Consider the following 13,212-nt stretch of genomic DNA (forward strand, 5'->3'; position numbering starts at 1 on the left):
AGAGGCACAGGACCGTGGCGGTCGGACACGACGACCAGGCGCCGGGGTGTGCGGGGTCAGGCCCGGTGGAGCAGCTCCTCCACCAGGTCCGCGGCCTTCGGGACGCCGCCGGCGGCGGTCAGGGCCGCGCCCACCTCACCGGCCCGCTGCCGCATCCGCGGCTCGGCGAGGACCCGGGTGACGGCGGCGCGCACCTGAGCCGGCCGGGGTGTGCCCGTGCGCAGGTCGATCCCGGCACCGGACCAGGCGACCCGGCGGGCTACCTCGGGCTTGTCGAGGGTCGCGCCCGCCACGACCATCGGCACCCCGGCCGTCAGCGCGGCCAGGGTCCCGCCCCAGCCGGCGTTGGAGACGACCACGTCGACGAGCGGCAGCAGCTCGTCGTGCGGCAGGAACGCCGCCGCCCGCGCGTTGCCCGGCAGCGGGCCGAGGACGTCGGCGGGTGCGCCGCCGGTGGTGGCGACGACCAGCACGGGGGCGTCGGCCAGGCCTTCGAGGGCGGGCCGGAGCAGGTCGGCCGGGTCGACGTCGAGGGTGCCCTGGGTGACGTGCACGACCGGCCGCCCTCGGCGCGCGCCGCGGCCAGGTCCGGCCACCACGCGGGCCGCTCGCCGGAGCGGCGGCCGGCGGCGCGAGCCGGCCGACGTAGTGCACGTGTGCCGGCAGGTCGCTGCGGGGGTATTCGAGGCCGGGGGCGCCCTGTGCCAGGACGAGGTGCGGCGAGTACATCCCGTCGGGGCCGCGCACGGCGGCGCGCCCGAGCCCGGTCGCCGCGCGGATCCGGCCGAGGCGCGGCTCGATCGCCAGGCGGTTCGCCAGCAGCACCGGCTGCCACAGCAGCGCGTTGCGCCAGCGCGCGGCCCGGCCGGTCGACATCCGCACCGGCACCCCCGGCGGCGGCAGGTCGCGGCTGGCGAGGGTCAGCGGGATCACCGCGACGGTCGCCCACGGCACCCCGAGGCGCTCCCCGGCCAGCGCGCCGCCGAACGCCAGCTGGTCGCTCACGATGAGGTCGAACGGGGCCGCCGCGATGATGTCCGCGGCCTGCCCTGCGGCGGTGCCGATGAGCACGTCGGTGAAGTTGGCGAAGTTGGCCTTGATCCCCTTGCCGTTGCCGACCCGCGGGAACGTGTCGGCGAGCCGGGCGTCGTCGTAGTCCTGCGCGGCCTTCCAGGGCAGCCACCGCGCGCCGGCCGCCTCGAAGCGCCCGCGGTACTTCGCGCCGGTGTGCCCGGTCACGTCGTGCCCGCGGCGGGCCAGCTCGGCGGCGACCGCCGCCATCGGCCCCACATGCCCGACGAACGGCAGGCCGGTCACCAGAATCCGCGCCACAGGTGCGGGAGCCTAGCCCTGCAGCAGCTGCCGTGCCATGACGATGCGTTGGACCTGGTTGGTGCCCTCGTAGATCTGGGTGATCTTCGCGTCGCGCATCATGCGCTCCAGGGGGAAGTCCTTGGTGTACCCGTAGCCGCCCAGCAGCTGCACCGCGTCGGTGGTGATCCGCATGGCGGCGTCGGAGGCGAAGCACTTCGCGGCGGCGCCGAAGTAGGTGAGGTCCTTGTCGCCGCGCTCGGACTTGGCGGCGGCGGCGTAGGTGAGCTGGCGGGCTGCCTCGAGCTGCATGCCCATGTCGGCGAGCATGAACTGGATGCCCTGGAAGTCGGCGATCGCCTTGCCGAACTGCTTGCGCTCCTGCACGTAGCCGAGGGCGAAGTCCAGGGCGCCCTGGGCGATGCCGAGGGCCTGTGCGGCGATCGTGACGCGGGTGTGGTCCAGGGTCTGCATGGCGGTGCCGAAGCCGGTGCCCGGCTCGCCGATCATGCGGTCCGCCGGGATGCGCACGTTGTCGAGGTACACCTCGCGGGTGGGGGAGCCCTTGATGCCGAGCTTCTTCTCCGGGGCGCCGAAGCTGACCCCCTCGTCGGACTTCTCGACGACGAAGGCGGAGATGCCGCGGGAGCGGGCGGCCGGGTCGGTGACCGCGAACACCGTGTAGTACTCGCTGATCCCGGCGTTGGTGATCCACCGCTTGACGCCGTTGAGGACGTACGTGTCGCCGTCCAGGACGGCGCGGGTCTTCATGCCGGCAGCGTCGCTGCCGGCGTCGGGCTCGGACAGGCAGTAGGAGAACATCGCGTCGCCGGAGGCGACCGCCGGCAGGTAGCGTTGCTTCAGCGAGGCGGAGGCGGCGATCAGCAGCGGCATGGTGCCGAGCTTGTTGACGGCGGGGATCAGCGACGAGGACGCGCAGGCCCGGGCGACCTCCTCGATGACGATGGCGGTCGCGAGGGCGTCGGCGCCGGCGCCGCCGTACTCCTCAGGGATGTGCGGGGCGTGGAAGTCGGCGGCCCGCAGCGCGTCGTAGGAGGCCTGCGGGAACTCGCTGTTCTCGTCTGCGGCGGCGGCGTTCGGCGCCACTTTTCCGTCACACACCGCGCGCACCGCCTCACGGATCGCGAGATGCTCCTCCGGCAATTGATAGACCTCGAACACGACGCCCCCTCGACCCGAAATGTCCTGAACCGCCGTTCAGGCGCCTCCGAGAGTGAGCATACCGACGAGTAACCATGGAGCCGAAGGCGCGGTCGGCGACGAGGGACTACTCTCGCCGGAGCAACGTCGGCAACACCCAGCCCTATACGCCACAAATGTCCAGAATGCGGGGCGTTTGCGGAAACGGGAAAGAGCGGAGATACAGGCGTGACCATCGCGTACCCGAGCACCCCACCCGTAGCAGCCGCGCCCTCCGGCGCACCCCGCCCGCGGCTGACATTCCTCGGCACCGGCTATCTTGGCGCAACCTACGCCATCTGCTTCGCCGAGCTGGGCTATGAGGTGCTCGGCTTCGACGTCGACGAGGCGAAGATCGCCAAGCTGGCCGGCGGCGACGTGCCGATCCACGAGCCCGGCCTCGACGAGCTGCTCCGCAAGAACCTCTCCGCCGGCCGGCTGCGCTTCACCACCTCCTGGGAGGAGGTCGCCGAGTTCGGCGACGTCCACTTCATCTGTGTGGGCACCCCGCAGCGCCCCGACGGCATGGCCGCCGACCTCTCCCACGTCGAGAGCGCCGTCACCAACCTCGCGCCGCTGCTCAAGCGCAAGGCGCTGATCGCCGGCAAGTCGACCGTCCCGGTCGGCACCGCCGAGTGGATCGAGCAGCTGGTGCGCCGCCACACCCCCGCCGAGCTCGGCGTCGAGGTCGCGTGGAGCCCCGAGTTCCTGCAGGAGGGCGTCGCCGTCGAGGACGTGCTGCGCCCCAACCGGATCATCTTCGGCGTGAAGAGCGAGTGGGCCACCGGCATGCTCTACGCCGCCCACAAGGGCGTGTTCGACCTGGCGCTCACCGAGGACCGCGAGGTCCCTGTCGTCGTCACCGACTTCGCCACGGCCGAGCTGGTCAAGGTCGCCGCCAACGCCTTCCTCGCCACCAAGATCTCGTTCATCAACGCGATGGCGGAGGTCTGCGAGGCCGCCGGCGCGGATGTGACGCAGCTCGCCCGCTCGATCGGCTACGACGCCCGCATCGGCAACAAGTTCCTCCGCGCCGGCGTCGGCTTCGGCGGCGGCTGCCTGCCCAAGGACATCCGCGCGTTCCAGGCCCGGGCCCAGGAGCTGGGCGTCGGCGAGGCGCTGCGCTTCCTGCACGAGGTCGACCTGATCAACCAGCGCCGCCGGCAGAAGATCGTGCAGCTGTCCGCCGAGCTGCTCAACCGCGGCTACGGCCCGGCCGGCCCGGACCTGGCCGGCACCCGGATCACCGTGCTCGGCGCGACCTTCAAGCCCAACTCCGACGACGTGCGCGACTCGCCGGCCCTGTCGGTGGTCCGCAAGCTGTCCCGCTCCGGCGCCGAGGTCACCGTCTACGACCCCGAGGGCATGGACAACGCCCGCAACGACGTCGACGAGGTGACCTACGCCAAGACCCTCACCGACGCCGTCACCGGCGCCGACCTCGTCTGCGTGCTGACGGAGTGGGAGGAGTTCCGCAACACGGACCCCAACGCGCTCAACGAGCTCGTCGCGGCCCGGCGGGTCATCGACGGGCGAAACTGCCTCGACCAGTCCGTGTGGGTCGCCGCCGGCTGGGAGTACCGCGGCATGGGAAAGCCGGTCGTCGCTTAAGCGACGGAAACTCCCGAACGGGCGCTTCGCTTTCGCGACACGTCGAAACAAGGCATTCTTCCCAGTAGGGCGTCAACAGCCGGGGGTGGCCGCACGCGCGGTCGCCCCCGGCTGTGGCCCGGGGGGAGGAGTCGCGTGGAGACGTATCCGTGCCCGGCGTGCGGTGGCCCGGCCAGTGAGGCCACCGGCTGCCGCGACTGCGGCCGCCCGCACGACCCCGACGCCGCCGCGCTCGCCCTGTTCCAGCGCACCGTCGCGTCGCTGGAGCAGAAGAAACGCGACCTGACCGACGACAGCCAGAAGCTGCGCCGCCAGCTCGCCCACGCCTCCGCGCAGCGCGACTCCCTGCGCCGCAAGGTCCGCCAGTCCATCGATCAGGAGCAGTCCGGCCGCACCCGGCGGCCCCGGCTCGGGCGCAGCGCGAAGGTCGAGAGCACCGCCGCCGCGCGGCAGACCGAAGATCTGAGAGCACCGCAAGAGCAGCAGGTGTACTCGCCGAGGGCGCCACAGGAGCAGGAAGCGGCGCTGGCGGGATCGACGCAGGAGCGCCGGGCCGTGGCGGCGCCGCTGCGCCCCCGGATCGCGGCGCTGCCACAGATGCGCCGCCCGCCCGGCGGCCCCGGCCCGCACGCCCCGGTCGACGAGCCCGAGGCGACCACCTCCAGCATGCAGGCGTCGGTCCTCGCCCTCGGCGGCCTGCTCCTCGCCGGCGCCGCGATCGTGCTCACCACCGACGCGTTCGGCACGATCGGCACCGTCGGGCGGGTCGTCCTGCTCGCGCTGATCACCGCCGGCGCCCTCGCCCTGCCGCTGATGCTGGTCCGCCGCGGCCTCACCGCCACCGCGGAGACCGTCGCCTCGGTCGCGCTGCTGCTCGTCCTGCTCGACGGCTACGTCCTGCGCTCCGAGGGGCTGCTGGGCGTCGACCAGCTCGAGATCACCCTGTACATGGGCATCGTCTGCGCCGCCACCGCCGGCATCGCGGCCGTGTACAGCATGCAGAGCCACCTCATCGCCTCGCGGTACGCCACCCTCCTCGCCCTGCAGCCGGTCCTGCCGCTGCTCGCCTACGACGTCATCCGCGGCCCCGCCGGCTGGTCCCTCGCGCTGTCCGGGGTGGCGCTGATCGACCTCGGGTTCGGCATCGCGCTCGGCCAGTCCGTCCGCCGCCGCATCGAGCAGCGCGAGCCCGCCCCGGTCACCGGGCCGGACGGGCAGCAGCACCCGGCCGGCGCCGAGGCGGCGCACACCCTGCAGACCGACCGGTTCGCCGACACCCTCATGCGGGACGCGGCCTGGGTGCTGTTCGCGATCACGTTCGGCGCGGCCCTGCTGTGCGCCGCCGCCGCCCTCGCCACCACCGAGGCCCTCGGCGAGACCGTCCGCGCCGCCGCCGTCACTCTCGTCGCCGCCGCGATCGGCGTCGCCGGGTCGCTGTCCTGGCGCCGCGGCGCCGTGCCCGACATCGCCTCCGGCATCGCCACCGTCGCCGTCATCGCCGCGTTCGCCCGGGTCGGCGCCGTCGCGTTCCCCGGCTCCACCCTGCTGTTCCTCGCCCTCGCCGTGGCGCTCGCCGCGGCCGGCGTGCCGTTCCTGCCCGGCGACGCCCGCCGCGGGCCCCGCTACGCGGTCTCTGTCGCGACCGCCGCCACCACCCTGCTGCTCGTGGTCACCGTCCTGCCCGCGATCGTCGCGCCGCTGGACGCCGCGTGGCCGGTGTGGAAGGCGGACCTCACGGCGTACCGCACGGACGTCGACAACGCCGTCGGACCCGACGGCTGGCAGTCCGTCCTCGCCGTGCTGCTGCTGACCGCGGCCGGCGTCCTCATGCTCAGCGGGCGCACCGAGCCGGTCGACGTGCCGCTCGGCTCCGGCTCCTGGCCGGGCACACGCCTCGGCGCCGTGTTCGGCCGCCGCTCCGCCGACGTCCGCCCGCAGCCGGCTCCGCCGCCCGGGCTGTGGCCCGGCCCGCTGGGCGGCGCGGAGAGCGGGCCGCGCACCGGCGTCTGGGACGACCCCGGCCCGAGTCACCCACCGGCGCCCGCCCCGCCCCGGCGGACCTGCGGGCAGAGCCCCGCCGGGAGGCGCGCAGCGGCGGCGGCACGGTCGTCACGGTGCCGCCACCGGAGCGCTTCCGCCCCGACGTCGCCGTCATCGGCGCCACCCTGCTGCTGCTCGTCGCGCCCGCCGCGTTCGGCCTGAGCTGGCTGATGATCCCGGCCCTCGCGGTCGCCGGTGCGGTCATCGCCGGTGCCCTGGCCATGCGGGTCCCCGAGGCCCACACCGCCTGGGTCTGCCTCGGCGCCGCCCTGGTCCTCGGCCTGTACGCGGCCGCCGCCAGCCTCGCCCGGCCGTCCGCGACCGCCCTGACCCTCGTCGCGATCGCCATCGCCGGCGCGGCCATCGCGCTGCTGCCACGGCCGCACCGCGCCGACGCGGAGGGCGACTTCGTCACCCGCCGGGTGTCCGACGCCGCCGCCGGCGGTGCGCTGTTCGCGCTGCCCGGCGCGGCCGCGGCCGGCGCCGCGATCCTCTTCGGCGACCTGCCCGGCGGCGCGACCGTCGTGCTGGTGATGAGCTTCCTCGCACTCGCCGTGACCCTCGGATACGCCGCGATCACCCAGGTCGCCCGGGGCGCGCAGAGCCCGCCGCTGCTGGTCGGCGCGACCGCCGGCGCCGTCGCGGTCGGGATCGCGGTCCTGCGCGCCCCGGGCGCCACCACCATCGACCTGGTGATCGGCCTGCTGATGGTGATCGCCGCGATCATGCTGTGGGCGGCGCCGCGGATGGACGACCGGCAGACGTTCGGCGCCGACTTCACCGGGGCCGACGCCGCGGCCGCCGCCGTGACGATCGCCGGGATCGGCGCCGTGGCCAGGGCCGTGTCCCTCGCCTCCGACGGCATCGAGGTCGTGACCCTCGCGCTGCTGGTGTTCGCGGTCGCGGTCGCCGCCCGCAGCCTCCCCGACGAGTGGCGTCGCGGCCCGGTGGCCGGCGCCGCCACCGTCGGCGTCTGCACCGGCGTGTACGCGGGCACCATGTCCGTCGTCGGCGCCGTCGGGGTGATCCGCGCCGCCGACCCGCCGTGGCGGGCGGTGCTCGACGAGCACTGGCTCACCAACGCGCAGCAGCTCGCCACGTACGGCTGGCAGGTCCCGATCGCGCTGCTGCTGCTCGCCGGGGCGGCCGCGATCGCGCTGCCGCAGCCCTACGGCGAAGACACCGCGTCCGCGACGGCCGCCCTCGCCGCCATCGGCGCGCCCGTCGGCCTCGGCCTCGGCTGGCAGTCCCCGATGGTCATCGGCTGGATCGCGGCCACCGGGATCGGCGCCTGGGCCGCCACCGCGAAGAGCTGGCGCGCCGCCTACACGCGGCTCGGCGCGGCCCTGGTCGCCGGCATGTTCGCCGCCGGCGCGAGCCTCGTGCGGCCCGGCGCGACCGCCGGCACCCTGGTCGCGCTCGCGATCAGCGGCGTGTGCGTCGCCGGGTTCGCCAGGGCCACCGCGATCCGCCGGGGCAACCCTCGACGGCCCGCTCACCCTCGTCGGCGGGTCGGGCGTGGCCGCCGCCCTGTTCGCGTTCGCCGGTGCCGCCGCCGCGGCCGCCGGTGGCCTGCACCCCGACCGCATCAGCACGATCCTCATCGCCGCGCTCGCGACCAGCGCCGTCGGCCTCGCCGCCGCCGCGACCGGCGCCCAGCAGGCACCCGGATACCTGCCGTACGTGACCGTCGGCGTCGCCGGCGGCGCGACCACCACGGCCGTCGTCGCGCTGCTCGTCCAGCGCGACGGCGCGGCCGTCTACGCCGCGATCGCGGCGCTGCTCGGGGTCCTCGCCGAGCTGCTGCGGGTCACCTGGCAGCGCAGCGTCGAATGGGTACCGTCCTCCGGCTTCCGCCCCGACAACTCCGGCGCGCCCGCCGGTCGCTGGCGGCAGGTCCGCGCGCCGCGGGGCTACACCCTGGGGGTCGCCGCCGCGGCGGGGCTGCCCGCCCTCATCGTCGTGGTGTTCGTGGCGCCGGCGGTGTACGCGGCGCTCGCCGGGCCGTACAAGTGGATCCAGAAACCGTGGACGGGCACCGCGCAGACCGCGTCCGACCTCGGTGACCTCGGCCGCTACGCGGGCAACGGCACCCACGTGCTCGCCGCCGCGCTGCTGACCATCGCCGGCGCGCTGATGGCGGTCGGCCTCGGCGGCTCCGGCCAGGCCGTGGCGGGCCGCGCCGTCGCGATCGTCGTGCCGAGCGCCGCGCTGACCCTGCTCATCGCCCCGGCGGCGCTGCACGCGCCGTGGCCGTGGCAGCCGACGGCGGCGCTGCTGGTCGCCACGATCGCGGGTCTCGGCCTGGCGCTGACCGTGCCGCCGGAGGCCGACAGCTCCGACGGCCGGATGCTCATCAACGCCCGCCGGCTGGTCTTCGTCATCGCCGTCCTGGCCGCCGGCGCCGGCGGCGCGGGCAGCCTCGCCACCAAGCAGCAGACGCTGACCTGGCTCGCCGGCTCGGTCATCGTCGGCACGGTCGCCGGCGTCTGGGGGCGCACACCCAACGGCCGCATGCTCGGCTGGCACGTCGCCGCGTCGACCGCGCAGGGCTTCGCCCTCGCCGCCGGGCTCGCCGCCGGCCTGCCGCTGAAGCAGTGCGCCTTCCCGCTGCTGATCGTCGCGACGATGCTGCTGGTGCTCGGCGCCGCGCTGCCGCGCCTACGGCCCAGCAACAGCATCAACCGGGAGGCGATGACGGTCGAGGCGGCCGGGTATGCCGGCGCGGTCGTCGCGGTCCTGCTCACGCTCGGCTCCGCGGCGCACACCGCCGCCGCCCTCACCGCCCTCGGCGCGGTCCTCGGCCTGTCCGCCGCCCGCAAGGGCCGCAGCGGCCAGCAGCGCGTCGTGCTCATCATCGCCGCGTCCGTCGCCGAGCTGATCGCGATCTGGCTGCTGCTCATCACGGTCAAGGTGGCCGTGATCGAGGCGTACACGCTGCCGTTCGCGGTCCTCGCGCTCATCACCGGGCTGCTGGAGATCCGCCGCCGCCCCGAGCTGGGCAGCTGGCTCGCCTACGGCCCGGCGCTGGTCGCCGGCTTCGCGCCGAGCCTCGCCCTCGCGGTCGCCAACGAGAACTCCCCGGAGCTGCGCCGCGTCCTGCTGATCCTCGCCGGGGTCATCACCGTCGCGATCGGCGCCGTCCGCCAGCAGAAGGCCCCGGTCGCGGTCGGCTCGGCGGTGACGATCATCGCCACGGTCAACGAGCTGCTGCGCATCGGCCTGCCCGTCTGGATGCTCCTGCTGCTGTTCGGCGGCACCGGCCTGCTGCTCATCACTCTCGGCGCCACCTACGAGCAGCGCGAGCGCCTCGACCGCCTGCGCGGCGCCTACCGCGGCATGCGCTGAGCCTGGGAGCGCTGCCGCGCGTAACATCGATAGACGTGGTTGCAAAGTTGGTGCACGACGAACACGGCTTCACCTACACGGTCCACGTGGCGGGCTGCGGCGAGATGCGCCGCGGCGGCCGCCTGCGGGCCTGGCGCGAGGACGACGGCGGCCTGCTGGTCCTGCTGACGGTCGCCGGCTCCGACCTGGACGACGAGGCGGGCGTCGTCGCCGACCAGGTCCGGCTCCGGTTCGTCGGCGAGCGGGTCGACGTCGTGGCGTACGAACCCAGCTGGTGGGGCGACGGCTGCACCTACCTGCGTGCCGTCGGCGGCACCAGCTGGGAGACGATCGACCCGAAGATGCTGTGCGACCGGATCGGCCCGTCGTTCGTCATCGACGACGAGGCCGACACCAGTCCCGGCTACGGCGGGCCCTGACCCCGCTCAGGCGCCCTCCACCTCGACCTCGTAGATCCTGGTGGCGGCGTCGGCGGTCTGGGTCGGGGTGGTGACGGCCAGCCGCACGTAGCGGGCGGTCACGGCGCTGACCCGGTGGGACGTCACGCCGTCGGTGTTCGCGGTGACGGTGACCGCGGTCGTCCACGTCGCGGCGTCGGCGCTGACCTGGATGGTGAAGGCACGGGTGTTCAACGCCTGCGCCTCGCCGCCGGCCGACGCGTGCCGGACCACGAACCGGCGCAGCGTGCGGGCGGCGCCGAGGTCGATCTGCAGGGACGCGCCGGGGGTACCGCTGCACCACTTGCTGTTGCCGGTGGTCACGCCGTCGGCCGCCTTCGCGGGGGACTCCGCGGCGACGCACCCGGCGCTGCCGGTGACGGCGGCGCCACGGGCCAGGTTGACGCCCGGGTACGCGCCGCCCTCGTCCGTGACGGCGATGTCGTCGACGTAGCCGCGGAACGGGCCGGTGCCGGTCGGGCGGTCGAAGCCGACGTCGACGCGGGTGACGGTGCGCCCGGCGAGCGCGCCGAGGTTGACCCGCACCAGGTTCCACTGGTTGAGCACCAGGCGGCCGCCCTCACCCTGCAGCTGCGGGTGGGCGCGGACGCCGAACTGGTCCACGGCACCGGAGTCGCGCAGCGCCGAGCCGTCGCTGAACTGCAGGTCGACCGCGACGAACGTGCCGGTCGCCTGCTGCGGATAGATCCAGTACGACAGCACGCTGGACGCGCCGATCGGCAGGTCCGCGGCGAAGATCCGCTGGTAGGAGTACGACTGGGTGGCGGAGTTGTCGCTGCCGGAGTACATCAGCGCGCCGGTGCCGCTGCGGGACACGCCCTCGGCCCGGGGCGAGGACTCCATCGCGGTCAGGGCGCAGCAGTAGCCGCCGACGCCGATCGCCGCGCCGGCGCTGTCGAGCCAGGTCGGCGCCGGGTCGCCCGCCTCGAACGAGGCCCGCAGCAGGGGCCAGTCGCGGCCGTCGCCGAGGACCGGCTCCAGCGCGGTGTACCAGCGCACGGCCATGCGTGCGTAGCCGGAGTCGTTCGGGTGCAGCGTGTCGTTGAGGTCCGACGCCGCGAGCGTCGAGAGGTCGACGAGCCGGGCCCTGGCGCCGCGGGCGCTCACGACACCGGGGACGGCCGCGTTGAAGGCGTTGATCCGTGCCTGGATGGTGGCGTCGAGCGCGGGCACGATCTTCGCGACGAGGACGGTTGCGGTGGGGCGTGCGGCGAGGATCTGGTCAATGAGCCCGCCGAGCCGCTGCGGTGCCGTGCCCACCTGGTAGTTCTGGTTCATGTCGTTGGTGCCGATGTGCAGCAGGACCACGTCGGGCTGGTAGGTCGCGAGCCAGCCGTCGATGTTCGCCGCGATCTGGTCGATCCGCCAGCCGGAGTGGCCCTCGTTGTCGGTGTCCGGCAGCGACCCGGACCGCTGCGAGCCGACGAAGTCCACGGCGTAGCCGGCACCGGCGGCCAGGCGGTTGTACAGCGGCGCCCGGTAGCTGGAGGTGGTCGGGCTGCCCTCGCCCCAGGTGATCGAGTCGCCGAGCGGCATGATCTTGATCGGCCTGGTCGTCACGGCCGCCCCGGCGGGTGCGGCAACCGCGGCGACGGCGATGAGGCAGCCCACGAGGGCGGCGGCGAGCTTGCGCAACGTGGAGCTCCTCCGTGCCGGACATTGGCGAATGTGGCGAGTGTGTCGGCGTGGTCCGGTTGTGTCAAGAGTTGACAGAACCGCAACGCGGGGAGGATCGTCGATGAAAACCGGATGGCGGTCCGGGCCACGCTTCCCCTGGGAGGGAACTGTGTCCCTGCGCCTGCTCGCCGCCCCCGTGCTCGCCCTGGCCGCCGTGGTGCTCATCCCCGCGCCGGCGGCGCAGGCCGCCACGACGATCTGCAACCGCTACTGCGACGGCCGCGACGCCGCGCTCGCCCCGTCCGACCGGCAGCCGGTCGCCAGCACCCTGTACGGGCGGCGCTTCACCCTGCACGTCAACGACACCGACGCCATGGCATGGGGGAGCCTCGACAACGGCAGGGCCGGCGACGAGGTGTGGCTGGACCGGTCCTTCGACGGCGGCCGCACCTGGGTCGACGGCCGCCTCGGCGCGGGTGCCGTCGCCGCCGGCGCCACCAGCCGGCGCACCGCGCAGTTCAACGTCGACAACTGGGCCGCGAACGGCGTCGGGGCGCTGCGCGCCTGCGGCAAGGCCGGCGACCGGCCCGAACTGACCTGCACCGCGTGGGCCCGCAGCACCTGGAACGCGTGGGACCGGCGCACCGCCGCCGCCACCGCCCTGATGATGCAGTACAACCTCGGCACCGGCCTGTTCGGCAACAACGACTGGTGGACCGGCGCCAACGCGCTCACCGCCGTCATCGACAACAGCCGCCGCTCGGGGATGGGCAGCTACCGGTACGCCATCGCCACCACCTACGACAAGCAGGTGACCGCGAAGCTCGGCCAGTTCCGCAACGAGTACCTCGACGACACCGGCTGGTGGGCCCTGGCCTGGGTCGCCGCCTACGACGCGACCGGCGACAGCCGCTACCTGAACACCTCCCGTGCCGGCGCCGACCACATGTACGCCTACTGGGACACCACCCGCTGCGGCGGCGGGGTCTGGTGGAAGACGGACCGGCTGGTCAAGAACGCCATCGAGAACAGCCTCTACATCCAGCTCAACGCGGCCCTGTCGGCGCGGATCCCGGGCGACACCGTCTACCGCGGGCGGGCCCAGGCGGGCTGGACCTGGTTCCAGAGCACCGGCATGCTCAACGGCGCCAACCTCGTCAACGACGGGATCAGCCTCAGCACCTGCCGCAACAACGGCGCCGTCACCTGGACCTACAACCAGGGTGTCCTGATCAACGCGCTGGTCCAGCTCAACCGGCTCACCGGCGACGCGGCCGCGCTGGGCACCGCCCGGCGCATCGGTGACGCGCTGGTCGGCAGCGCCTACCTGTCGCCGGGCGGCATCCTGCGCGAGCCCAACGAGAGCAACACCTGCTCCGGCGACGGCGTGTCGTTCAAGGGCGCCGCGATCCGCGGGCTCGGCGTGCTGAACACGGCGACCGGCGGGGCGTACAACGCCTATCTGCAGCGCAACGCGGACAGCGCGTACCTCAACGCCCGCGACACGATCGACGCCTACGGCAGCCACTGGGCCGGGCCGCGGACCGCCACCAACCACAGCTGCCAGCACAGCGCAGTGGATCTGCTCAACGCCGCTGCGTAGTTTTCCGCGCACCCGTGAACCGAT

Annotated in this window: 10 protein-coding genes; 7 read left to right on the top strand and 3 right to left on the bottom strand. The window is 74.2% G+C overall.

Annotation, left to right across the window (positions count from 1 at the left end; translation table 11 throughout):
* Positions 1-56: 56 nt before the first annotated feature.
* Positions 57-554 (bottom strand): glycosyltransferase, encoded by a 498-nt coding sequence (locus tag OHA72_RS14280; protein WP_327008307.1) that lies wholly within the window; start codon positions 552-554, stop codon positions 57-59.
* Positions 555-844: 290 nt separating this feature from the next.
* Between OHA72_RS14280 and OHA72_RS14285 the strand changes: the two genes are divergently transcribed.
* Positions 845-1,156 (top strand): hypothetical protein, encoded by a 312-nt coding sequence (locus tag OHA72_RS14285; RefSeq protein ID WP_327008308.1) that lies wholly within the window; start codon positions 845-847, stop codon positions 1,154-1,156.
* A gap of 188 nt (positions 1,157-1,344) precedes the next feature.
* Here the strand turns inward: OHA72_RS14285 and OHA72_RS14290 are convergent, their stop codons facing one another.
* Entirely contained in the window at positions 1,345-2,493 is a 1,149-nt protein-coding gene (locus OHA72_RS14290; RefSeq protein WP_327008309.1) for an acyl-CoA dehydrogenase family protein, read from the bottom strand.
* Between the two features lie 207 nt (positions 2,494-2,700).
* On the opposite strand from OHA72_RS14290, the gene OHA72_RS14295 reads away from it, so the two are divergent.
* The 5 genes from OHA72_RS14295 to OHA72_RS14315 all read left to right on the top strand — a co-directional run bounded on the left by OHA72_RS14295 (position 2,701) and on the right by OHA72_RS14315 (position 9,929).
* A complete protein-coding gene (locus OHA72_RS14295) occupies positions 2,701-4,122 on the top strand; it encodes a UDP-glucose dehydrogenase family protein (protein ID WP_327008310.1) in 1,422 nt (473 codons plus the stop codon).
* 135 nt (positions 4,123-4,257) lie between these two features.
* Positions 4,258-6,324, top strand: a complete 2,067-nt coding sequence (locus OHA72_RS14300; RefSeq protein ID WP_327008311.1) for a hypothetical protein — start codon at positions 4,258-4,260, stop codon at positions 6,322-6,324.
* Positions 6,237-8,228, top strand: a complete 1,992-nt coding sequence (locus tag OHA72_RS14305; RefSeq protein WP_327008312.1) for a hypothetical protein — start codon at positions 6,237-6,239, stop codon at positions 8,226-8,228. Before OHA72_RS14300 ends, OHA72_RS14305 begins: the two co-directional genes overlap by 88 nt.
* Positions 8,125-9,510 (top strand): SCO7613 C-terminal domain-containing membrane protein, encoded by a 1,386-nt coding sequence (locus OHA72_RS14310; protein WP_327008313.1) that lies wholly within the window; start codon positions 8,125-8,127, stop codon positions 9,508-9,510. Before OHA72_RS14305 ends, OHA72_RS14310 begins: the two co-directional genes overlap by 104 nt.
* Positions 9,511-9,545: 35 nt before the next feature.
* Complete coding sequence (locus OHA72_RS14315; RefSeq protein ID WP_327008314.1) at positions 9,546-9,929, top strand: hypothetical protein; 384 nt, start codon at positions 9,546-9,548, stop codon at positions 9,927-9,929.
* A gap of 6 nt (positions 9,930-9,935) precedes the next feature.
* Here the strand turns inward: OHA72_RS14315 and OHA72_RS64650 are convergent, their stop codons facing one another.
* Positions 9,936-11,603, bottom strand: a complete 1,668-nt coding sequence (locus tag OHA72_RS64650) for a GDSL-type esterase/lipase family protein (RefSeq protein ID WP_442788580.1) — start codon at positions 11,601-11,603, stop codon at positions 9,936-9,938.
* A 151-nt stretch (positions 11,604-11,754) separates the two neighbouring features.
* Between OHA72_RS64650 and OHA72_RS14330 the strand changes: the two genes are divergently transcribed.
* Positions 11,755-13,188, top strand: a complete 1,434-nt coding sequence (locus tag OHA72_RS14330) for a glycoside hydrolase family 76 protein (protein ID WP_327008315.1) — start codon at positions 11,755-11,757, stop codon at positions 13,186-13,188.
* Positions 13,189-13,212: the final 24 nt, after the last annotated feature.

The organism is Dactylosporangium sp. NBC_01737, assembly GCF_035963215.1.
Taxonomy (GTDB): domain Bacteria; phylum Actinomycetota; class Actinomycetes; order Mycobacteriales; family Micromonosporaceae; genus Dactylosporangium.